21 protein-coding genes are annotated in these 20,933 nt (G+C 68.8%); 14 read left to right on the top strand and 7 right to left on the bottom strand.

The window, feature by feature from the left end:
• Positions 1–23 precede the first annotated feature (23 nt).
• From uppS to lpxB, 11 genes are read left to right on the top strand one after another with little or no spacing between them, the layout of a single operon-like run.
• The gene (uppS, locus tag EPN98_RS06565; protein ID WP_293361765.1) at positions 24–788 is read left to right on the top strand and encodes a polyprenyl diphosphate synthase; all 765 of its coding nucleotides are present in this window, start codon (positions 24–26) and stop codon (positions 786–788) included.
• Positions 748–1,593, top strand: coding sequence for a phosphatidate cytidylyltransferase (locus EPN98_RS06560; protein WP_293361764.1), 846 nt, complete (start codon positions 748–750; stop codon positions 1,591–1,593). The genes uppS and EPN98_RS06560 overlap by 41 nt, the downstream gene beginning before the upstream one ends.
• Positions 1,581–2,774 carry a 1-deoxy-D-xylulose-5-phosphate reductoisomerase gene (dxr, locus tag EPN98_RS06555; protein WP_293361763.1) on the top strand — a complete coding sequence of 398 codons (1,194 nt, stop codon included), beginning with the start codon at positions 1,581–1,583 and terminating at the stop codon, positions 2,772–2,774. The genes EPN98_RS06560 and dxr overlap by 13 nt, the downstream gene beginning before the upstream one ends.
• Before the next feature lie 15 nt (positions 2,775–2,789).
• Positions 2,790–4,004 carry an RIP metalloprotease RseP gene (rseP, locus tag EPN98_RS06550; RefSeq protein ID WP_293361761.1) on the top strand — a complete coding sequence of 405 codons (1,215 nt, stop codon included), beginning with the start codon at positions 2,790–2,792 and terminating at the stop codon, positions 4,002–4,004.
• Between the two features lie 29 nt (positions 4,005–4,033).
• On the top strand, positions 4,034–6,466 hold the full coding sequence (bamA, locus tag EPN98_RS06545; protein ID WP_293361759.1) for an outer membrane protein assembly factor BamA: 2,433 nt from the start codon (positions 4,034–4,036) through the stop codon (positions 6,464–6,466).
• 5 nt (positions 6,467–6,471) lie between these two features.
• Positions 6,472–7,134, top strand: a complete 663-nt coding sequence (locus tag EPN98_RS06540; RefSeq protein ID WP_293361757.1) for an OmpH family outer membrane protein — start codon at positions 6,472–6,474, stop codon at positions 7,132–7,134.
• A gap of 40 nt (positions 7,135–7,174) precedes the next feature.
• Entirely contained in the window at positions 7,175–8,185 is a 1,011-nt protein-coding gene (lpxD, locus tag EPN98_RS06535; RefSeq protein ID WP_293361755.1) for a UDP-3-O-(3-hydroxymyristoyl)glucosamine N-acyltransferase, read from the top strand.
• The gene (fabZ, locus tag EPN98_RS06530) at positions 8,182–8,652 is read left to right on the top strand and encodes a 3-hydroxyacyl-ACP dehydratase FabZ (RefSeq protein ID WP_293361753.1); all 471 of its coding nucleotides are present in this window, start codon (positions 8,182–8,184) and stop codon (positions 8,650–8,652) included. The genes lpxD and fabZ overlap by 4 nt, the downstream gene beginning before the upstream one ends.
• A gap of 4 nt (positions 8,653–8,656) precedes the next feature.
• Complete coding sequence (gene lpxA / locus EPN98_RS06525) at positions 8,657–9,454, top strand: acyl-ACP--UDP-N-acetylglucosamine O-acyltransferase (protein ID WP_293361751.1); 798 nt, start codon at positions 8,657–8,659, stop codon at positions 9,452–9,454.
• Complete coding sequence (gene lpxI / locus EPN98_RS06520) at positions 9,454–10,308, top strand: UDP-2,3-diacylglucosamine diphosphatase LpxI (protein ID WP_293361749.1); 855 nt, start codon at positions 9,454–9,456, stop codon at positions 10,306–10,308. Before lpxA ends, lpxI begins: the two co-directional genes overlap by 1 nt.
• A complete protein-coding gene (gene lpxB, locus EPN98_RS06515) occupies positions 10,305–11,471 on the top strand; it encodes a lipid-A-disaccharide synthase (RefSeq protein WP_293361747.1) in 1,167 nt (388 codons plus the stop codon). The genes lpxI and lpxB overlap by 4 nt, the downstream gene beginning before the upstream one ends.
• Positions 11,472–11,540: 69 nt before the next feature.
• Here lpxB and gltA read toward each other — a convergent pair whose 3' ends face one another.
• Both gltA and gltX read right to left on the bottom strand, forming a co-directional pair.
• Positions 11,541–12,821 (bottom strand): citrate synthase, encoded by a 1,281-nt coding sequence (gene gltA, locus EPN98_RS06510; RefSeq protein ID WP_293361745.1) that lies wholly within the window; start codon positions 12,819–12,821, stop codon positions 11,541–11,543.
• Positions 12,822–12,873: 52 nt separating this feature from the next.
• Positions 12,874–14,283, bottom strand: a complete 1,410-nt coding sequence (gene gltX, locus EPN98_RS06505; protein ID WP_293361743.1) for a glutamate--tRNA ligase — start codon at positions 14,281–14,283, stop codon at positions 12,874–12,876.
• A gap of 106 nt (positions 14,284–14,389) precedes the next feature.
• Between gltX and EPN98_RS06500 the strand changes: the two genes are divergently transcribed.
• A complete protein-coding gene (locus EPN98_RS06500; RefSeq protein WP_293361741.1) occupies positions 14,390–16,498 on the top strand; it encodes a ComEC/Rec2 family competence protein in 2,109 nt (702 codons plus the stop codon).
• Entirely contained in the window at positions 16,495–16,782 is a 288-nt protein-coding gene (locus EPN98_RS06495) for an ASCH domain-containing protein (protein WP_293361739.1), read from the top strand. Before EPN98_RS06500 ends, EPN98_RS06495 begins: the two co-directional genes overlap by 4 nt.
• On the opposite strand, the gene lexA is transcribed toward EPN98_RS06495, so the two are convergent.
• From lexA to EPN98_RS06475, 4 genes are all read right to left on the bottom strand, one after another.
• Entirely contained in the window at positions 16,763–17,452 is a 690-nt protein-coding gene (gene lexA, locus EPN98_RS06490; RefSeq protein ID WP_293361737.1) for a transcriptional repressor LexA, read from the bottom strand. The two genes, EPN98_RS06495 and lexA, sit on opposite strands and share 20 nt — an antisense overlap.
• Before the next feature lie 120 nt (positions 17,453–17,572).
• Positions 17,573–18,349 (bottom strand): indole-3-glycerol phosphate synthase TrpC, encoded by a 777-nt coding sequence (gene trpC / locus EPN98_RS06485; protein WP_293361735.1) that lies wholly within the window; start codon positions 18,347–18,349, stop codon positions 17,573–17,575.
• A complete protein-coding gene (gene trpD / locus EPN98_RS06480) occupies positions 18,349–19,374 on the bottom strand; it encodes an anthranilate phosphoribosyltransferase (protein ID WP_293361733.1) in 1,026 nt (341 codons plus the stop codon). Before trpD ends, trpC begins: the two co-directional genes overlap by 1 nt.
• Before the next feature lie 19 nt (positions 19,375–19,393).
• Positions 19,394–19,984 (bottom strand): aminodeoxychorismate/anthranilate synthase component II, encoded by a 591-nt coding sequence (locus EPN98_RS06475; RefSeq protein ID WP_293361731.1) that lies wholly within the window; start codon positions 19,982–19,984, stop codon positions 19,394–19,396.
• Positions 19,985–20,131: 147 nt separating this feature from the next.
• Here EPN98_RS06475 and EPN98_RS06470 point away from each other — a divergent pair, with 147 nt between their 5' ends.
• Positions 20,132–20,329 carry a hypothetical protein gene (locus EPN98_RS06470; protein WP_293361729.1) on the top strand — a complete coding sequence of 66 codons (198 nt, stop codon included), beginning with the start codon at positions 20,132–20,134 and terminating at the stop codon, positions 20,327–20,329.
• Positions 20,330–20,486: 157 nt separating this feature from the next.
• On the opposite strand, the gene EPN98_RS06465 is transcribed toward EPN98_RS06470, so the two are convergent.
• Positions 20,487–20,933: hypothetical protein (locus EPN98_RS06465; RefSeq protein WP_293361727.1), on the bottom strand; the 447-nt coding region annotated here is incomplete at its 5' end.

Genomic DNA, 20,933 nt, shown 5'->3' with positions numbered 1-20,933 from the left:
CAGTTAGGACCGCGTTCACCCTCATGGCCGCCGCCGACAAACCACCGATTGCGGACCGTCCCGAGGGGCGGCCCCTTCACGTGGCGGTCGTCATGGACGGGAACGGCCGTTGGGCGAAGCAGCGGAGCCTGCCGCGGCCTCTGGGGCACCGCGCCGGGGTGGAGGCGTTGCGCCGTACGGTTTCGGCTGCCCCCAAGCTGGGGATCGGCTGGCTCACCGTCTTCGGCTTCTCCACCGAGAACTGGAGCCGCCCCGCCGCCGAGGTCGCCGAACTGATGGCGCTGCCCAAGCGCTACTTCGAGACCGACCTGGACCGGCTGAACCGCGAGGGTGTCCGCGTTCGGGTGATCGGCCGCCGCGAGGGCCTGTCGCGCGAACTGGTGCGGCTGATCGACGACGCCCAGGCGCGGACGGCGAACAACACCGCCTTCCATCTCGATATCGCCTTCAACTACGGCGGGCAGGCTGACATCGCCGAGGCGGCTCGCCGCTTCGCCGCCGAGGTCGCCGCCGGCCGGCGCAAGCCCGAGGACCTGGACGAGGCGATGTTTGCGGGGCTCCTGGCCACGGCGGGTTCGCCGCCGCCCGACCTCATCGTGCGTCCCAGTGGAGAACAGCGTCTCTCGAATTTCCTCCTCTGGGAGGCTGCATACGCGGAACTGGTGTTCCAGGACGTGCTCTGGCCCGACTATGGCGAAGAGCACCTCCGGGCCGCCCTGACCGAGTTTGCGGCCCGGGACCGGCGCTATGGCGCAATCGTTGCCGATGACGTCCTCGCCGCCGGTTAAGCGGTTTGACTGGACCAACCTCGGCCTGCGCGTCGCGTCGGCCGCGGTGTTGGGACCGGCCGTGCTGGCGGCGGCCTGGTTCGGCGGCTGGCCCTATCTTGTAATCATCGCCGTGGGCGTGGCCCTGCTCGCCATCGAGTGGGGCGGGATGAGCGCGCCGGTGGCCCCCACACGGGTCGCGGCGGCGGTGGCGGCGGCCGTTCTTATCGCTGTTTTCGTGGGTTATCGCGGCGACTTCATTTGGGCGTGGGGCGCCATCCTGCTCAGCGCTGGCGCGGCTGCGATCGTCGCGCGCGGCATCGCGGAACGGCCCGCCGACACCGCCTACGGCGTGCTGTACATCGCCCCGGCCGCATTGTGCCTCGTGTGGCTGCGCTCCACGAACCAGGGCCACTGGTGGACGATGATGCTGTTCGCGGCCACTTGGGCGGCCGATATCGGGGCGTTTGCGGTCGGGAGCACCCTGAAGGGGCCCAAGCTGTGGCCGCGGTTCTCGCCGAACAAGACGTGGTCGGGCTTCGCCGGCGGCCTGGCGGCGGCGACGGGGGCGGGGGCCCTGATGGCGGCGTTGCCGGCGTTCCAGCTCAACGTCTTCGCGGCGGGCTTCATCGGGCTGGCCGTTGGCCTCGCGACCATGGCCGGCGACCTCTGGGAATCGGCGCTGAAGCGACGGTTCGGCGTCAAGGATTCCGGGGATCTGATCCCGGGGCATGGCGGTCTGCTGGACCGCGTCGACGGCCTGATGTTCGCCGTCGTGGTCATGGCCGCGCTGCGGCTGGCCAATCACTGGGGATGGGGACATTGAGCCTGCCGCGGAAGGTCAGCGTCCTGGGTTCCACGGGATCGATCGGGGTGTCGACCCTCGACCTGTTCGAACAGGCGGGCGTCGATATCGAGATGCTCGGCCTGACGGCTGGGCGCAACGTGGCGCGGCTGGCCGAGCAGGCGCTGCGCTGGCGGCCGCAGGTCGCGGTGATCCAGGACGAGTCGCTGCTCCCCGAGCTGCGCGCGCGGCTGAAGGGTTCGGGCATCCGCGCCGAAGCGGGTGTCCAGGCGGTCACCGACGTAGCGGCTGCGGACGCGCAGTGGGTGATGTCGGCGATCGTCGGGTTCGCGGGCCTGGCGCCCACGCTGGCGGCCGCCAAGGCCGGGGCGGTGATCGCGCTCGCCAACAAGGAGAGCCTCGTCTGCGCGGGGCCGTCTCTGTTGCGCACAGCCAAGCTGGCGGGCGGCGCCGTAATTCCGGTCGACTCGGAGCACTCGGCGATCTTCCAGGTGCTCGATCCCGCCATCGCCGACTCGGTTTCGCGCCTGATCCTGACCTCGTCAGGCGGCCCGTTCCGCAACGCCACCCGAGAGGAGATGGCCAACGCGACGCTGGAGCAGGCCCTGGCGCACCCGAATTTCTCGATGGGCGCCAAAATCTCGATCGATTCCGCGACCATGATGAACAAGGGCCTGGAGGTGATCGAGGCCGCCTACCTGTTCTCCATGCCTCCGGAACGGATCGAGGTCCTGGTTCACCCGCAACAGATCATCCACAGCATGGTGGAATACGCCGACGGCTCGACGCTGGCTCAGCTGGGTCCGCCCGACATGCGGCCGCCCATCGCATGCGCCTTTGCCTGGCCCGACCGGCTGGCGTGGCCTGCGCCCAAGCTCGATCTGGTGACGGCAGGCCCGCTTACGTTCCAACATCCCGATCCGGCCAAGTTCCCCGCGCTGTCCATCGCCAAGCAGGCGCTGCACGCTGGAGGTCAGGCGCCGGCGGCGATGAATGCGGCCAACGAGCGCGCCGTCTCGGCTTTCCTTGACCGGCGCATCCGCTTTCTGGATATCCCCAACGTGGTGGCGGAGACCCTCGAGCGCATGGACCGAACGGCCGATCTCTCCACGCAGAACGACGCGGTGGAGAGCGCTCGACAAACCGACGCCGCGGCCCGGCGCGTTGCGGACGAGGTCGTGGGCGACCTCGCCGCAGCCTAGGAGTAGAAACTCCCTATGCAGTTTCTCCAGAGCGTCTTCCTCGCCGTCATCCCGTTCCTGCTCGTCCTGGGCGTGGTGGTGACCGTCCACGAGCTTGGGCACTTCCTGGCCGCCAAGTCGCTGGGCACCAAGATCGACCGTTTCTCGATCGGCTTCGGCCGCGCGATCGCCAGCTGGACCGACAAGTCCGGCGTCGAGTGGCGCCTCGGCTGGCTGCCGATCGGCGGCTATGTGCGGTTCGCCGGCGACGACAACGCCGCCAGCATTCCCGACGCCGAAGATCTGAAGACCATGCGCCGCGACCTGATCGAGCAGGGCAGGGGCGCCGAGATCTCGCGCTACTTCCACTTCAAGCCCATCTGGCAGCGGGCGATCATCGTTGCTGCGGGTCCGATCGCGAACTTCCTGCTGGCCATTGCGATCTTCGCCAGCCTGCTGATGGCGCTGGGCGAATGGGTCGTGCCGGCCCGAATCGCCGTGGTCGAACCCAACACGGCTGCGGCCGCGGCGGGCTTCAAACCCGGTGACCTGATCGTCAGCGCCGCCGGCCGCAAGATCAGCCGCTTCGACGATATCAAGGAAGTGGTGGCCGTCCGGGCCAATGTGCCGACCCCGTTCGTGGTCGAGCGCGACGGCCGGCAGGTGACCCTGGTGGCGACCCCTCGCTGGCGGGTGGCGCAGGACGCCGTGGCCGGCACCCAGAAACTGGGCTCGCTGGGCATCCGCCCTGCGCAGAGCCCGTCCGATTTCATCCAGATCCGCTACAATCCGCTCGAGGCGGTCGCCCGCGGGACCGAGCGGACCTGGCATACGCTGGAGACCACGATCTACTACCTGGGGCGGATGATCACCGGCCAGGTCCACGCCGATGAACTGCGGGGCCCGCTGGGCATCGCCACGGTGACCAAGAACGTCGCCCAGCTGGGCGCCGACGGTTCGAGCGGCCCGTTGGACACGGTCATGCGCGCCAGCCTCAATCTGCTGCAGCTGGCGGCGCTGATCTCGGTGAGCATCGGCTTCATGAACCTGTTGCCCGTGCCCGTCCTCGATGGCGGCCATCTGATGTTCTATGCGTACGAAGCCGTGGCCCGGCGCCCTCTTGCCGCCAAGGTTCAGGCGGCAGGGTACCGCGTGGGCCTTGCGCTCGTTCTCGGATTGATGTTGTTCGCGACCTGGAACGATTTGCAGCGCTTGAATGTGTTCAATCTGTTCGGCGGCCTATTCTCCTAGGCCCGTTCGTCCCTCAAACGGCTGATTCGATGCTTAGAAACCGCGTACCCTGCGCCGCGATCGCCTCCGGCCTTGCCCTCCTGTTGGGCTCGACCGCTCTCGTCGCCGTGCCTGGTGTGGCGGCCGCCCAGCAGATCCAGGGCGGCGTGGTCCAGCGCATTCTGGTTCAGGGCAACGAGCGAATCGAGCAGTCGACCGTCGTGTCTTACCTGCCGGTGTCGCCCGGCGAGCAGATCGATTCGGCCCGCGCCGACCTGGCGCTGAAGGCGCTGTTCCGGACAGACCTGTTCTCGGACGTGAAGATCGACTTCCAGAACGGCGACCTGATCATCACCGTCGTCGAGAACCCGATCATCAACCGCGTGATTTTCGAGGGGAACTCGGGCCTCAAGGAAGACAAGCTGCGCGACGAAGTGACGGTGCGCCCGCGCGGCATCTTCACCCGCGCCAAAGTCCAGGGCGATGTCTCGCGGATCGTCGAGCTCTATCGGCGCTCCGGCCGGATCTCGGCCACCGTGACGCCCCAGATCATCGAACTGCCGCAGAAGCGCGTGGACCTGATCTTCAAGATCGACGAGGGCCCCAAGAGCGGCATCCTCTCGGTCAACTTCCTGGGCAACAAGGCCTTCGGCGACAACGATCTGCGCGACGTTGTGGTCACCGAAGAGACGCGCTGGTTCAAGTTCTTCTCGAACAACGCCAACTACGACCCGGATCGGTTGGAGTACGACAAGGAGCAGCTGCGCAAGCACTATCGCAACCGTGGCTACTACGACTTCCGGGTCTCGTCGGCCGTGGCCGAGCTGGCGCCCGACAAGAACGGCTTCGTCGTCACCTACACCCTGGATGAGGGCCCCAGGTACAAGTTCGGCAAGATCTCGGTCGAGACCGAACTGCAGAAGCTCGACAAGGACGTTCTGGTGTCGCTGGTGCCGATCCGCAGCGGCGGCACCTACCAGGACGAGGCGATCGAGCAGTCGACCGACGCCCTGACGTTCGCCGCCGGCGCCGCGGGCTTCGCCTTCGTGGATGTCCGCCCGCGCTATACGCCCGACCGCGAGAAGGGCGTCGTCGATGTCACCTTCCAGGTCGCCGAGGGTCCGCGCGTCTACGTCGACCGCATCGATATCGTGGGCAACACCCAGACGCTGGACTATGTGATCCGCCGCGAGATGAGCGTGGTCGAGGGCGACGCCTACAACCGCGCCCTGGTCGACCGCTCCAAGCGCCAGGTCCGTTCGCTGGGCTTCTTCAAGGAAGTCGACATCACGGAAGTGCCCGGCTCCGCGCCCGACCGCACCGCCCTGCAGGTGAAGGTGGAAGAGCAGCCGACGGGCGAACTGTCGTTCTCGGCCGGCTATTCGTCGGTGGACCAGCTGGTGCTGGATCTGGGCATCACCCAGCGCAACTTCCGTGGCCGTGGCCAGGACGTCCGCGCGCGGGTGTCGGTGGGCTCGCTGCGCCAGCAGCTGGACTTCTCGTTCACCGAGCCTCGCTTCCTGGGCCGGGACGTTTCTGCCGGTATCGACCTCTACGGCTACCGCTACGACCTGTCGGAGTTCTCGGCCTACAAGACCACCACCTACGGCACGACGCTGCGCGCGAACTTCCCGCTCAGCATCGATAGCCGCGGGGCCGTGCGTTACACCCTGCGCTCGGACGACATCGAGATCGACAGCCTGCTCTGCGGCGCGGGCGGTGGATTCTCGTCAGCGCTGTGTGATCAGGTCGGCACCTTCGTGACGTCTCTCGTCGGCTATGGCGGACGCCTCGACCGGCGGAACGACTACCTGAATCCCACGCGGGGGTTCTATGTCGACTTCAACCAGGACGTCGCGGGCCTGGGTGGGGATGTGAACTTCCTCCGCACCGATCTGGAGGCGGCCTGGTTCCACGGGTTCACCAAGGATCTGATCCTCTCGGTGACCGGCTCGACCGGGTACGTGATGGGTTGGGGCGGCGACTCGGTCCGCATCAACGACCGCTACTATCGCGGCGGCTTGACGTTCCGCGGTTTTGAGACGGCCGGCATCGGCCCACGCGAGAGCAGCGCTTTCCGCGCCGACGCCCTGGGCGGCAAACTCTACGCCATCGGCACGGTCGAGCTGACGGTGCCGACGTTCCTGCCCGAACAGTACGGGATCAAGGCCGCGCTGTTCTCCGATGTCGGCACGCTCGGTAAGCTGGACAAGGAAGACAAGCTCTATCGCGCCGGCGACGTCGACTGCCTGGTCCCGTCTTCGGGAACCGACGCCGCAGGCAACTCGATTCCGAACCTCGCGGTCCCCGGCACCCGTAACCAGTGTATCCGCGACGACCTTTCCCTTCGGGCTTCGGCCGGGGTCAGCGTCTTCTGGAAGTCGCCGATGGGTCCGATCCGCTTCGACTTCAGCCGCGTTTTGGCCAAGGAAGACTACGACAAGACCGAGACCTTCCGGTTCTCCACCTCAACCAGGTTCTAGGAAACATGACCTTCAAGACTTTTGCCGCGGCTGGCACGGCCGTGGCCCTGGCGCTCACGGGCGCGACGGCCTTCGCTCAGGCTCCCGGCGCGGCGCCAGCGCCCGCTACGACCGCTCAGCCAGCGATGACTCACGGGGCCGCCATCCCCGGCGTCTGCGTGGTCTCGGTGGACGCCGCGATTGTGAGCTCCACGGTCGGCAAGAACGCCCAGCAGCGCCTGCAGCAGATCGCCACTCAGGTGAACGCCGAACTGCAGGGCGAGCGCACCGCGATCCAGAACGACGCCAAGGCGCTCGAGGGCCAGCGCAACACGCTGGACGCCAATACGCTCGAACAGCGCGCGGCGACGCTCCAGGTCCGGGACAATGCCTGGCAGCGCAAGGCCCAGCAGCGTGAACGCGAACTGCAGGTGACCCAGCAGAAGGTGCGGGAGCGCCTGGGCCAGGAAGTCTCGCCGCTGCTGCGTCAGGTGTACCAGCAGAAGCAGTGCTCGGTGCTGCTGGACGGCGCTGTGGTGTTCGCCAATCCGTCGATGGACCTGACGCCCCAGCTGGTCACGGCGCTGAACGCCAAGATCACCCAGTTCACGATCGAACGTGAGCGCCTGGATCAGCCGGCTCCGGCCGCGGCTGCGGCCCCGGCCGCGGCGGCGGCTCCGCGCCGATAAGCACGACGCGCGGGTCGAGTCCGACTAGAAGGCTCGAGTCATGCCCGATCCGCGCTTCTTCGAAGACCTGGGCCCGGTCCCGCTGGGCGAGCTTGCGCGTCTGACGGGCGCCGAGCTCTCCGGCGGGGCCGAGCGCCTCGTCAGCCGCGTCGCCGTCCTGGCCCAGGCTGGACCCGACAGCATAACCTTCCTGAACGATCGCAGGTACGCCGCCGAGCTTGCGCGTGGGCGGCCGGGCGCGTGCTTCCTGCCGCGCGATTCGGCCGATCTGGCGCCGGAAGGCTGCGCGGTGCTTACCGTCGCCAACCCGCAGGCCGCCTATGCCATGGCCGCCGCGCGCCTGCATCGCCCCCGCATCGGGGGCAACCAGGCCGTGGCTGCGGATGCGCGGCTCGAGGAGGGCGTCGTGCTGGGGGCGGGGGCGGTGATCGGACCGGCCGCGCAGATCGGGCGCGGCACGAAGATCGGGGCCAATACCGTGATTGGCCCCGGCGTGGCCATCGGACGCGATTGCGAGATCGCGCCCAACGTGACGGTCGGCTTCGCCCTGATCGGCGACCGGGTGAAGATCCTGGCCGGCGCCCGCATCGGCGAGCCGGGCTTCGGCGCCACTGTAGGCCCCAACGGGCTGATCGACGTCCCGCAACTGGGTCGGGTCATCGTGCAGGACGGCGTGACTATCGGGGCCAACACGACCATCGATCGCGGCGCGTTCGACGACACCGTGATCGGCGAGAACACCAAGATCGACAACCTGGTGCAGATCGCACACAACGTCCGTGTGGGACGCAACTGCGTCCTGGCCGCCCATACCGGCATCTCCGGCAGCGTGACGATCGGCGATGGCGCCCAGTTTGGCGGCCAGGCCGGCGTGGCCGACCACATCGTCATCGGCACGGGCGCCCGCGTCGCTGGCGCGGCGGGGGTCATGAAGGACATTCCGGCCGGCGAGACCTGGGGCGGCGTGCCGGCGCGTCCGCTCCGCAACTGGTTCAAGGAAACGGCGTGGCTGGCGCGTATGGCGCATCGCCGGGGGGGACAAGACAAATGACGCGCAAGGCGCCCGTGGGGGCCGACCCCACCACGATCGACATCACCGAGATCCTTCAGCGGATTCCGCACCGCTATCCGATGCTGCTCGTCGACCGTTGCGAGGAGTACAAACCGCACGAGAGCATCGTCGGCATCAAGTGCGTGACGGTGAATGAGCCGTTCTTCCAGGGACACTTCCCCAACTATCCGGTGATGCCCGGCGTACTGCTGATCGAGGCGATGGCCCAGACCGGCGCGATCCTGATGTCGAAGTCGCTGGAGGTGGACACCGCCGGCAAGGCGATCTTCTTCATGAGCGCCGACAACTGCCGCTTCCGCCAGCCCGTACGCCCGGGCGACGTGGTTCGCATGGCGGTAAAGGTGGTCCGTCACCGGGGCGACATCTTCAAGTTCGCGGGGCAGTGCCTGGTCGACGACAAGGTCGCCGCCGAGTGCGAGTTCGCAGCGATGGTGGTGGAGACCTGATCCCTTGGCCGTAGACATTCACCCGACCGCCCTCGTCGCCAGGGGTGCAGAGCTGGCCGACGGCGTTAGCGTGGGGCCCTTTTCCATCATCGGCGAGCACGCAAAGATCGGGGCACGGACCCAGATCCTGGCGCATGTGGTGATCGAGAACCGCACCACGATCGGCGCCGACTGCTCGGTGCGCAACTTCGCCAACCTGGGCGGGCCGCCGCACCACACCGGCTACAAGGGCGAACCCACCGAGCTCATCATCGGCGACCGGAACAAGATCTGGGAGCATGTGACGATGCACATCGGCGGCCCGGGCGGCGAGGGCGCAACGCGGGTGGGCGACGATGGGATGTATATGGCCACCAGCCACGTGGGCCACGACTGCATCGTTGGCGACAACGTGATCCTGGCTCACTCCGCCACGCTGGGCGGTCACGTGGTGGTGGGCGACTTCGTGATGGTGAGCGGTCTGGCCGCCGTCCATCAGCATTGCCGGGTGGGGCGTTACTCGTTCATTGGCGGACTGGCGGCGGTGACCAAGGACGTGATCCCGTACGGCATGGTCTGGGGCAATCACGCCCACCTCGAGGGCCTGAACCTCGTCGGTCTGAAACGCCGCAACTTCAGCCGTGAGACGATCAGCGAGCTGCGCTCGGCGTATCGCCTGATGTTCGCGGAAGAGGGCACGTTTCAGGAGCGGATCGACGACACCGAGACGGCCTTTGGCAAGAGCGCGCCGGTGATGGAGATCATCGACTTCATCCGCGCGGACGCCAGCCGGCCGCTCTGCCTGCCGGAGCGCGAGGTCTGATGCTGAAGCTTGGCCTCATCGCCGGAGGCGGGGGGCTGCCGGTCGAGATCGCCGAACACTGCCAACGTTCGGGCCGGCCGCTGTTTGTTGTGCGCCTGAAGGGGTTCGCCGGCGATGCGCTCGCGCCCTACGCGGGGGCCGAGGTCGGCATCGCCGAACTGGGCAAGTGCATCAAGGTTCTGAAGCGGGCGGGCTGCCAGGCGATCTGCCTTGCCGGCAACGTGGCGCGTCCGGATTTCGCCAGCCTCGTGCCCGACCTGCGCGGGCTGACTCTGCTGCCGAAGGTGATCGCGACAGCCCGCAAGGGCGACGACGCCCTGCTGCGCCTGCTGGTCACCGAGTTCGAGAGGGAGGGCTTTGCGGTCGAGGGCGCCCACGACGTCATGGACGACCTGACGCTGGGCGCCGGGCCGCTGGGCCGTCACGTGCCGGAAGACGAGACCCTGGCGGACGCGCGCAAGGCGCTGGACGTCGCGCGCGCCATCGGGCGGCTGGATATTGGGCAGGCCGCGGTCGTCGCCCGCGGGCTGGTCCTGGCGGTGGAGGCCCAGGAGGGGACGGACGCCATGCTGTCGCGTGTGGCCGAACTGCCGGCTCACCTGAGGGGCAAGCCCGGCGGCGGGATCGGCGTGCTGGCCAAGGCGCCAAAGCCGATCCAGGAGACGCGGGTCGACCTGCCCACCATCGGCCTGGCCACGGTCCACGGCGTCGCCCGTGCGGGGCTCGCCGGGATCGTGGGGGAAGCGGGACGGCTTCTGGTGCTGGACCGGGAAGAGACTATCGCGCTCGCCGACGAACTGGGCGTGTTCATACTCGGTGTCGAGCCCGCCCAAGGCGGCGCCGGCCTCGAATGAACACCCGGCCGCTCACCGTCATGCTGGTGGCGGCGGAAGCGTCGGGCGACGACCGCGGGGCGGGGCTCGCGCGCGCGCTGAAGCGCAAACTGGGGGAAGGTCGTGTCCGGCTGGTTGGGATCGGCGGGTCGCGCATGGCGGCTGAAGGCGTGGAGAGCCCCTTCGACATCGCCGAGCTGTCGATCTTTGGCCTGACCGAGGGCGTCATGGCTTACCGCAAGGTTGTGCGCCGGGCGGACGAGGCTGCAGCGCTGGCGGCGCGCGAGCGACCCGATGTGGCGGTGCTGATCGACTCGTGGGGCTTCACGCTGAGAGTAGCCCAACGGCTGAGGCGGCAGGCGCCGAAGCTGCCGCTCGTGAAGTACGTGGCGCCCCAAGTCTGGGCGTCGCGGCCGGGGAGGGCCAAGACCGCTGCAGGGGCTTTCGACCTGCTGCTGACCATCCATGCCTTCGACGCGCCGCTCTTCGAGAGGGAGGGGCTCCGCACGGTTTTTGTCGGCGACTCCACGCTCGCGATCGACTTCAGCGGAGCTGATCCCGCACGTCTGCGCGCGTCGATCGGAGCGGGCCGCTCGGACCCGATCCTGCTGGTCCTGCCCGGCAGCCGACCGAGCGAGATCGAACGAATTCTGCCCGTCTTCGAAGACGCCGTATCGATCCTGAAGGCCGAGCGTCCAGAGCTGCAGGTCGTGATCCCGGCAGCCCCCACGGTGGCTGATACCGTGAAGACCCAGGTCGCGGGCTGGCGCCATCGTGCGCACGTCGTAGAGGGCGAGGCCGCCAAGCGTGACGCCATGAAGGCCGCGACGGTCGCGCTGGCCTGTTCGGGGACGGTGACGACCGAGCTGGCGCTGGCGGGCTGTCCGATGGTGGTGGCCTACCGGCTGGCGCCGCTGACCTACGCCATCCTGAAGCTGCTCATTCGCACGAAGTATGTGACTCTGTTCAACATCGCCGCGCAGAACTTCGTGGCGCCGGAGATGATCCAGGCCGACTGCAACCCGCCGGCGCTGGCCCGCGAGGTCGCGCTGCGTCTCGACGACCCGGCGCTGCGTGCCGGGCAGGTCGAACGCCAGTCCGAGGCGTTGATGAAGATGGGCCGCGGCGGTCCGGATCCGAACGATGCGGCGGCCGATGCCGTGATCGCCCTGGTCGCGCCGTAGGCGAGGCGGCGCCGAACGAAAAAGGGCCGGCCCTGGGGGCCGGCCCTCGTATCTTCAGATCTTGGACTATCAGCGCTTGTCGATCGCCGTGTAGCTGCGGAGCGGCGCGCCCGTATAGATCTGGCGCGGACGGCCGATCTTCTGCGACGGGTCCTCGATCATTTCCTTCCACTGCGAGATCCAGCCCACCGTGCGGGCAAGAGCGAACAGCACGGTGAACATCTCGGGCGGGAAGCCCAGGGCGCGCAGCGTGATGCCCGAGTAGAAGTCGACGTTGGGGTAGAGCTTGCGCTCGATGAAGAACTCGTCGTTGAGCGCGATCTTCTCCAGCTCCATCGCCACCTGCAGGAGCGGGTCGTTCTCGGCTCCCACTTCCTTCAGCACCTGGTGGCAGGCCTGCTGCATCACCTTCGCGCGCGGGTCGTAGTTCTTGTAGACCCGGTGGCCGAAGCCCATGAGCAGGTAGCGGCGGTCCTTCACGCCCTGAACGAACTCGGGAATCCGGTCGACGGTCCCGATCTCCTTGAGCATGTTCAGCGCTTCTTCGTTCGCGCCGCCGTGCTTGGGGCCCCACAGCGAGGCGATGCCGGCCGCGATGCAGGCGAATGGGTTGGCGCCCGACGAACCGGCGAGGCGGACGGTCGAGGTCGAAGCGTTCTGCTCGTGGTCGGCGTGCAGGATGAAGATGCGGTCCATGGCCTTGGTCAGGACCGGGTTGGGCTTCCAGTCCTCGGCCGGAACCGAGAAGCACATGCGCAGGAAGTTCTCGGCGTAGGACAGGTCGTTGCGCGGGTACACGAACGGCTGGCCGCGCGAGTACTTGAACGCTCGCGCCGCGATCGTCGGCATCTTGGCGATCAGCCGGTGGGCGGAGATCATCCGTTGCTCGGGATCATCGATGTCGGTGCTGTCGTGGTAGAAGGCCGACATGGCGCCGACCGCGCCGCACATGATCGCCATCGGGTGAGCGTCCCGACGGAAGCCTTGGAAAAAGCGGTCGAACTGCTCATGCACCATGGTGTGGTACGTGATGTTCTTGTCGAACTCGGCGAACTCCGAGGCGCTGGGCAGTTCGCCGTGCAGCAGCAGGTAGCAGACCTCGAGGAAGCTGGACTTCTCGGCCAGTTCATCGATCGGGTAGCCGCGATGCAGCAGGACGCCCTTGTCGCCGTCGATGAAGGTGATCTTGCTTTCGCAGGACGCCGTCGACGTGAAGCCCGGATCGTAGGTGAAGACGTCCGCCGCGCCGTACAGCTTGCGGATGTCGATCACCGGCGGGCCGTCAGTACCCGTCAGCACCGGGAGCTCGACCGATTTTCCGCCGAATTCGAACTTCGCCGTGTCGCCCATAAGACCCCCTTCGCGCCTGCGAGATGAAACACTTGTTGGGCGATTATACCTTTTACGCGGAGAGCGAAAGCGCGTCGTCGATACGGCCCAGACTCTCGTCGCGACCCAGCGCCGTCATGGCTCCGGCGAGGTCCGGCGCCGGCGCGCCGCCCGAGAGAATGGCGCGCAGCTGCGGGCCGAACTTGCCCATCCCGACCCCTTCGGACTCGGCGAACTGGCGCAGTCCCGCCTCGAGTCCCGGGACGCTCCAGTCGGACACACTTGCGAGAGCCGCGCGCAATCGAGAGATCCGACCGTGCAGCTCGCCATCAGCAAGTTGCTCTCGGGTCTTGTCGGGCAGGACCAGCGGGCGGGCCTTCAGGACGAACAGGACCGCGTCGGCCAGTTCCAGAGTGGTCTTGGCGCCGTCCCGCACGAACGGGATGGTGCGCGCGATCAGCGTCTCGTCACCCTGCTTCAGCGCAACGTCGCGGCTCTTGAGGATCTTGACCACCAGGCCGGCGAGGCGAACCGGGTCAGCCTGACGGATGTAGTGGTTGTTGAGGTGGTTGAGCTTGGCCCAGTCCAGGCGGGCCGGCGCGCTGACCACGTCGATGATGTCGAACCAGGCGATCGCCTGCTCGTCCGAGAAGATCTCGTCGTCGCCATGGCCCCAACCCAGCTTGGCCAGATAATTGCGCATGGTCTCGGGCAGGTAGCCCATGTCGTCGAACTCGGTCAGCGCCTGGGCGCCGTGACGCTTGGAGAGCTTGCCGCCGTCCGGCCCGTGGATCATCGGCAGGTGCGCCCAGACGGGAATATCCCAGTCCAGCGCTTGATAGATGATCGTCTGGCGCGCGGCGTTGTTCAGGTGGTCGTCGCCGCGGATCACATGGGTGATGCCCATGTCATGGTCATCGACGACGACGGCCAGGTTGTAGGTGGGGCTTCCGTCCGAACGCAGCAGGATCAGGTCGTCGAGCGTCGTGTTCTGGAAGGTCACGTCGCCCTTGATGGCGTCGCGGACGATGGTCTCGCCGTCGAGGGGGCTCTTGAGACGCACCGCGTACGGCCTGTCGGGCCAGGTCGACGGATCCGCGTCGCGCCAGGGCGAACGGACGACGCGACCGGCGGCGCGGGCGGCCTCGCGCTCGGCGTCGAGCTCTTCGGCGGTCATGTAGTCCCGATAGGCCTGGCCACGCTCCAGGAGTTCGGCCACCGCCTCGCGATGGCGGTCGGCGCGCTGGAACTGGAATACGGCCGGCTCGTCGGTCTCGAGGCCCAGCCACTTCAGACCCTCGAAGATGACGTCCACGGCGGCTTCGGTCGAGCGCTCGCGGTCGGTGTCCTCGACACGCAACAGGAACGCGCCGCCACGGTGACGCGCGTATAGGTAGTTGAACAGGGCGGTGCGCGCCGTGCCAATGTGCATCATGCCGGTGGGCGACGGGGCGATCCGGGTACGAACGGGGCGATCAGTCATAGAGGGCGTGGGCGAACTCGAGGGGAATGGGAACCGCGCGGCCAGCGTCGCGGCGGCGCCTCTTAGCACGCGGAGTCGGCCCCGGCCTAATCTGACGCCTCCGAGTTTGCGGCGGATCGGGGCGTGGCTCACCGATCAGGCCGACGCGCAGATCGAGCGGTGGACGTTGTGGACGCCGGTGGCCCTGGGCTGCGGATGCGGGGCCTACTTCGGCCTGATGCGCGAGCCGCAGGCGTGGGTGGCCTGGGCGCTGCTGCCGGTCGTTGCGGCGCTGCTGGTCGCCACGCGGTGGAGCGTGACACGGGCGATGACCATGGGCCTGGTGCTGGCGGCCTGCGCCGTCGGCGGCTTCGCGGTGGCGAAGCTGCGGGCCGAGGCGGTCAAGGCGCCGGTGGCCCAGGCGGGCGCTCGGCCGCAAGCGGTCGAGGCCTGGGTGGTCGATATCGCGCAACCGGGGGAGGGCGGCCAGCGGCTGTTGCTGGCCCCGATCCGGGTGGGCGATTGGGACGCTCAGGCTACGCCGATCCGGATGCGCGTGACGCTGCGGCCCGGGACGCCGCTGCCGGGGCCGGGCGAGGCGTTGAGTCTCCTGGCGATTGTGAACCCGCCGCCGCCGCCGGCCAGTCCGGGCAGCTACGACTTCGCGCGGGACGCCTACTTCGAGAGCGTCGGCGGCGTCGGCCTGGCGTTGCGGGCGCCGCGGTTGGTGACGCCGGAGAGCCAAGCGCCCTGGCGGCTGCGGCTGACCATGTGGGTGAACGCCCAGCGCTGGGCGTTGACCGAGAAGATCGTCGCGGCCCTGGGCCCTGACACCGGCGGGCTGGCGGCGGCCATGACCACGGGTCACGAGGCCTTCATCCCGAAAGAGCAGGTCGAGAACCTGCGGGCTGCGGGCCTGGCGCACATCATCTCGATCAGCGGCCTGCACATGGCCATCGTCGGCGGCTTCGCGTTCGCTGCGGCGCGGCTGCTGGTGGCGGCCTGGCCGTGGCTGGCGCTCAGGGTATCCGGCAAGAAGCTGGCGGCGCTGGTGGGGCTGGCGGCTGTGGGCGGGTATCTGGTGCTGTCAGGCGCCCCGCCGCCGGCCGAGCGGGCGGCGATCACCGCGGCGGTGGCGTTTGGGGCGATCCTGGCCGACCGGCAGGCGATCAGCCTGCATGCGCTGGCGCTGGCGGCCATGGGCGTCCTGCTGCTGCAGCCCGAGGCCGTGACTGAGCCGGGGTTCCAGATGAGCTTCGCCGCAACGGCCGCACTCGTGGCCCTGGCAGAGGTGTGGCCGCGGCCGGTGAAGGAGATCGAGGTCCCCTGGTGGATCCGCTGGCCGCAGGCGGCGATGACCTGGACGGCGGCCAGCCTCGCGGTGAGCTTCGTCGCGGGCCTGGCCACGGGGCCGTTCGCGATCCAGCACTTCAACCGCGTCTCGACCTGGGGTCTGTTCGCCAACCTGGTCGTCGCGCCGATCTCGTCCTTCCTGATGATGCCCGGTCTGGCGCTGGGCGCGGCGCTCACGCCGTTCGGCCTGGGGCAGGCGCCGCTGGAGGTGGCGGGGTGGTCCATCGGGTTGATGAACCAGGTGGCGGCGACTGCGGCCGGCGCGCCAGCGGCGCAGGTGGTGATCCCCAGTGCGCCGGACTGGGTGCTGCCGGCCAGCTTCCTGGGTCTGCTGTTCGTGTGTCTGTGGCGCGGGCCGTTGCGGTGGGCGGGGCTGCCGCTCGCGCTGGCGATCCTGTGGGCGCCGCGGCCTGCGGCTCCGGATGTGTGGGTGAGCGCCGACGGGGCGGCGGTGGCGGTTCGGGAGGGGCGTGAGAGCGTGCTGCTGCGGCCCGATGTGAAGCTGTTCGGCGCTGAGCTGTGGTCGCGGCGGCGGGGGCTGACGCCGCTGATCAGCGAACCTGCGCGCGACACGCGGTTCGAGTGCGACCGCTGGAGCTGCCTGCCGAAGGCCGAGGCTCCGGTGCGGCTGGCGGCGGCGTGGAACCTGAAGCGGCCGTTGAAGGCGGGCAGGTTGGAGGCGCTCTGCACGGGAGCCGCCGTGGTGATCCTGCGGAACAGCTTCAAGCCGGAGAGCTGTCCGGCGCCTCTGGTGCTGACGGGGGCCGACTTCGCGGCGGGCGGGTCGGCGGAGCTGTATCGGCAGGGCTCGGGGTGGCGGGTCGTCTGGGCGCAGGACCAGCGGGGGCGGCGGCCGTGGACCTGGAGGTATGACCCGCGATGATGTTCGCCAAGCCGCTTCGGGAACGGGTTCGCTCGGGTGAGATCACCACCAGCGTTCGGATCTGGCTGACGCCGCGGGTGAAGGTGGGCGGGCGCTACCGGCTGCTGGACGGGTTCATCGAGGTGACGCGGCTGCAGGAGGTGGATCTGGACGACGTCACCGAGGCCATGGCGCGGGAGGGCGGGTTCGAGAGCCTGGAAGCCCTCATGAAAACCGCCCGCCACGGGCGTGGCGAGCGGGTCTTCATCGTCGATTTCGTGTGGGTCAGTGGTAGCGGCGGATGAGGCCGACCAGCTTGCCCTGCACGGCCACCTGGTCCGGGCCGAAGATGCGGGTCTCGTAAGCGGGGTTGGCGGCTTCGAGGGCGATGGACGCGCCCTTCTTGCGCAAGCGCTTGAGGGTGGCTTCCTCGCCGTTGACCAGGGCGACCACGATGTCGCCCGAGACGGCGCTGTCGGTGCGCTTGATGACCACGAAGTCGCCGTCGAGGATGCCGGCGTTGATCATCGAGTCCCCGGCGATCTCGAGGACGAAGTGTTCGCCCGCGCCCAGGATGCTCTCGGGCACCGGCATGCGGTCGCGTTCCTGCTGGATCGCCTCGATCGGCGTGCCGGCGGCGATCTTGCCGAGGATGGGCAGTTCGCGGCTGTCGTTGGCGGCGACCGCGACCGCGGAGCCGGCCTCGACTAACTGGGGCTTGAAGGGCGCGCGACCCTTGGGCGGCGCCGCGGCGGTGGCCTGCTGCGGCAGCTTCACAACTTCCAGCGCCCGGGCGCGGTGGGGAAGGCGACGAAGGAAACCGCGCTCTTCCAGTGCGGTGATCAGGCGGTGGATGCCGGACTTGGAGGCCAGATCGAGGGCCTCCTTCATCTCGTCGAACGACGGTGAGACGCCCGATTCCTTGATCCGCTCGTGGATGAACATGAGCAACTCATGCTGCTTGCGGGTAAGCATTTCAGGACCTCGCAGAACAAACCGCCAACTTCTGTCGATGTTCTCTAGGTGTTCCGCGTTAATGTCAAGTTACACCTAGGCCCTCTGAAATCGTTGGGGTTTTTCCCGTGTAGAGCCGACTCAGGCGAGCAGGGCGCGAGTCGCCGCGGTGACGTCGGCCTGGCGCATCAGGCTTTCGCCCACCAGCATGGCGCGGGCCCCGCAAGCCTCAAGCCGGGCGGCGTCAGCGGCGGTGAAGAGGCCGCTTTCGGTGACCAACAGGGCGTCCGGCGGCGCGAGCGCGGCGAGGCGCTCGGTGATCGCGAGGTCGACGGTGAAGGTGCGCAGGTCGCGGTTGTTCACCCCCACGAGGTCGGCGCCCAGCCGTCCGGCGCGCGCCATCTCGGCCTCGTCATGCACCTCGACCAGGGCGTCCATGCCGTGGGCGCGAGCCTCGGCCATCAGGTCGGCGGCGAGGGCGTCGTCGACCATCGCCAGGATCACCAGGATAGCGTCGGCGCCCAGCGCGCGGCTCTCGGCCACCTGCCAGGGATCCACCAGGAACTCCTTGCGGATGCAGGGCAGCGAGACCGCGTCGCGGGCGGCGGTGAGATAGCTGTCGGCGCCCTGGAAGCTGGGCGTGTCGGTGAGCACCGACAGGCATGCCGCGCCGCCGGCTTCGTAGGCGCGGGCGAGCGTCGGGGGATCGAAGTCCGCGCGGATCAGGCCCTTGGACGGCGAGGCCTTCTTGATCTCGGCGATCAGGGCCAGCCGGCCGGGGCCGTGGGCGCGTTCCAGCGCGGCGCGGAAGCCACGGGGTGCGCTGACGCCGGCCGTGGAGACGGTGGCGCGGGCGGCCTTCCGCGCGGCGACCTCATCGCGCTTGTAGGCGGCGATCTTCTCGAGAATATCGGCCATCAGCTGTCCAGCGACCGCGGCGCGATCTGGACCAGCTTGTCGAGCGCGGCCTGGGCTCTGCCATCATCGACGACCCGGGCGGCCAGCTCGACGCCTTCGCGGAGGGTCTCGACCTTGTCGCCCACCAGGAAGGCGGCGGCTGCGTTCAGGAGGACGATGTCGCGGTAGGGCCCGGGCTTGCCCTTGAGCAGGTCGCGCAGCGCCACGGCGTTCTCGGCGGGCGTGCCGCCGGTGAGGTCGGCCAGACCCGCCCGCGGCAGGCCCACGGCCTCGGGCGTCACGGTGAAGAGACGGACCTGGCCTTCGCGATACTCGGCGACGCTGGTCTCGCCGGTCGTCGTCATCTCGTCCATGCCGCCGCCGTGGACCACCCAGGCGCGTTCCGACCCCAGCGCGCCCAGCACCTGGGCCAGCGGGGCCACCCAGCGCTCGGCGAAGACGCCCACCACCTGGCGCTGGGCGCCGGCGGGGTTCGTCAGCGGGCCCAGCAGGTTGAAGATCGTGCGGAAGCCCAGCTCGCTGCGGATCGGCGAGACGTGGCGCATGGCGCCGTGGTGCGCCTGGGCGAACAGGAAGCAGATGCCGGCCTCGTCCAGCGCCTTGAGCTGGCGCTCGGGCCCGGCGTCGATGGCCACGCCCAGCTCGGACAGCACGTCGGCGGCGCCCGACTTGGAGGAGAGCGCCCGATTGCCGTGCTTGGCGACCTTGAGGCCGCCCCCGGCCGCCACGAAGCCCACGGCGGTCGAGATGTTGTAGGTGTGCTGGCCGTCGCCGCCGGTGCCGCAGACGTCGATCGTCGGGAAGGGCGGCTCGATGTGGATGGCGGCCTTGCGCATGGCCCGCGCACAGGCGGTGATCTCGCCCATGGTTTCGCCGCGCATGCGCATGGCGGTGAGCGCCGCCCCCACCTGGGCCGGCGTGGGCTCGCCGCGCAGGCAGGCGGCGAAGAAGTCGCCGGCGTCCTCCTCCGACAGCGTGCCGCCATCGGCGAGGCGCATCAGCAGGGGCTTGAAGGCGGCGGACATGAAGGCTGAGCGTCGGCGGTCAGATCTGGGCCAGGCGCTTCACGCCGGCCAGGTCGAGGAAGTTGCCGAGCAGTTCGTGGCCGCACTCGGTGGCGATGCTCTCGGGGTGGAACTGCACGCCGTGGATTGGCCGGGTCCTGTGCTGGACCCCCATGATCTCGCCGTCCTCGGTGCGGGCGGTGACCTCGAGAACCTGCGGCAGAACGTCCTTTTCCACCGACAGGCTGTGATAGCGCGTCGCCGTGAAAGGGTTCTTCAAGCCTTTGAAGACACCCGTGTCGGTGTGATGGATAAGGCTGGTTTTCCCATGCATCAGGGCGCGGGCGCGGACGACTTCGCCCCCGAACGCCTGGCCGATCGCCTGGTGGCCCAGGCAGACGCCGAGGATCGGCAGGGATTCCGGCGCCTCGCCGATGAGCTGGAGACAGATGCCGGCTTCGTTCGGGGTGCATGGTCCCGGGCTGAGCAGGACGGCCTCCGGCCGAAGACCCAGCGCCTCGTGGACGGAGATCGCATCATTGCGGTGGACAACCGTCTCCGCCCCCAACTCGTTCAGGTAGTGGACGAGGTTGTAGGTGAAGCTGTCGTAGTTATCGACGACGAGGATCATGGGCGTTCCATAGACGATTTCCCGCCGAAGTGGACTCCGGTTCGGCGTGCGCCACCGTCAAATAGGGGTTCCAGGGACGCTTTCGAAGAGAATGCGCCCTGGGGCTTTGCCGCGGGGGGCGCCTGGCGGGATGCTGCGGACATGTCCATGAGCGATTCGGCTCTCGATCCCCGGGAAGTGGCGCGCGCCCGTTCGCTGCTGAAGCCCCCTGTGCGGCGCGACCCGATGTGGCCGGCGCTGCTGGCGGCCACGGCGCTGGCGGTGACGTCGGTCGTGTTCGCCACGGTGATGGTGCTGGCCCCGCCGGTGCAGACCGAACACACGGCCCAGGGCGCGCCGGAGTAAGGGGCGGGCGACGCCCTGCGCGCCGCAGGCGCTGTTTGGATTCAACCACGAACCACACGAACATGCGGCGGCGCGCTCCGAGCTGTGGCCTGGGAGCGTTCGTGTGGTTCGTGTGGTTCGTGGTTCGAAATGGAGGGCGCTTCGCGCGGGTGATGCGTCAGCCGGAGGGGCGCCACCGGGGCCGGTGCGGGCTGGTCCCTCGAGGTGCGGAGTCCGGGGCCGTCGCGTGCAGGCCGGCGGTGAAGGCGCGGGCGGCGGCGTTGGCGGCGGCGACGTCTTCGGGTGTGGCGGGTTCGGGGTCGGGGAAGAAGGTGGGGGCCGGCAGGTCTCGCCAGCGTTGGGCGTAGTCGTCGGGGAGGCCCAGGGCCTTGCAGACGCGGCGGATGACGGTGTCGACGTCGTCCGCGATCCAGTCGGGCTTTTCGTTCCAGTCGTCGACTTCGCGGTCGAAGTGGTGGCACCAGTCGGTGTGGAGCGCCTCGTCGCCCTCGGCGGCGGCGGAGATCACGCGCTCGACGGCGTCCTGCACCTGCGCGGTGCGCTCATCGACGGCCTGGTCGTGGAGGTCTTGTGCGGAACGGCGCGGCGCCTCGCGTTCGGCCTT

This window comes from Phenylobacterium sp. (genome assembly GCF_004299445.1).
Classification (GTDB): Bacteria; Pseudomonadota; Alphaproteobacteria; order Caulobacterales; family Caulobacteraceae; genus Phenylobacterium.
This window is presented reverse-complemented; position numbering and strand designations above follow the sequence as displayed.

Coding starts and splice junctions, on each gene's coding strand:
- trpC (WP_293361735.1), bottom strand. CDS start 18,349: ATGGCCGATATTCTCGAGAAGATCGCCGCCTACAAGCGCGATGAGGTC.
- EPN98_RS06540 (WP_293361757.1), top strand. CDS start 6,472: ATGACCTTCAAGACTTTTGCCGCGGCTGGCACGGCCGTGGCCCTGGCG.
- EPN98_RS06470 (WP_293361729.1), top strand. CDS start 20,132: ATGAGCGATTCGGCTCTCGATCCCCGGGAAGTGGCGCGCGCCCGTTCG.
- lpxD (WP_293361755.1), top strand. CDS start 7,175: ATGCCCGATCCGCGCTTCTTCGAAGACCTGGGCCCGGTCCCGCTGGGC.
- gltA (WP_293361745.1), bottom strand. CDS start 12,821: ATGGGCGACACGGCGAAGTTCGAATTCGGCGGAAAATCGGTCGAGCTC.
- lexA (WP_293361737.1), bottom strand. CDS start 17,452: ATGCTTACCCGCAAGCAGCATGAGTTGCTCATGTTCATCCACGAGCGG.
- lpxI (WP_293361749.1), top strand. CDS start 9,454: ATGCTGAAGCTTGGCCTCATCGCCGGAGGCGGGGGGCTGCCGGTCGAG.
- gltX (WP_293361743.1), bottom strand. CDS start 14,283: ATGACTGATCGCCCCGTTCGTACCCGGATCGCCCCGTCGCCCACCGGC.
- trpD (WP_293361733.1), bottom strand. CDS start 19,374: ATGTCCGCCGCCTTCAAGCCCCTGCTGATGCGCCTCGCCGATGGCGGC.
- fabZ (WP_293361753.1), top strand. CDS start 8,182: ATGACGCGCAAGGCGCCCGTGGGGGCCGACCCCACCACGATCGACATC.
- EPN98_RS06475 (WP_293361731.1), bottom strand. CDS start 19,984: ATGATCCTCGTCGTCGATAACTACGACAGCTTCACCTACAACCTCGTC.
- dxr (WP_293361763.1), top strand. CDS start 1,581: ATGGGGACATTGAGCCTGCCGCGGAAGGTCAGCGTCCTGGGTTCCACG.
- rseP (WP_293361761.1), top strand. CDS start 2,790: ATGCAGTTTCTCCAGAGCGTCTTCCTCGCCGTCATCCCGTTCCTGCTC.
- EPN98_RS06560 (WP_293361764.1), top strand. CDS start 748: ATGGCGCAATCGTTGCCGATGACGTCCTCGCCGCCGGTTAAGCGGTTT.
- bamA (WP_293361759.1), top strand. CDS start 4,034: ATGCTTAGAAACCGCGTACCCTGCGCCGCGATCGCCTCCGGCCTTGCC.
- uppS (WP_293361765.1), top strand. CDS start 24: ATGGCCGCCGCCGACAAACCACCGATTGCGGACCGTCCCGAGGGGCGG.
- EPN98_RS06495 (WP_293361739.1), top strand. CDS start 16,495: ATGATGTTCGCCAAGCCGCTTCGGGAACGGGTTCGCTCGGGTGAGATC.
- lpxB (WP_293361747.1), top strand. CDS start 10,305: ATGAACACCCGGCCGCTCACCGTCATGCTGGTGGCGGCGGAAGCGTCG.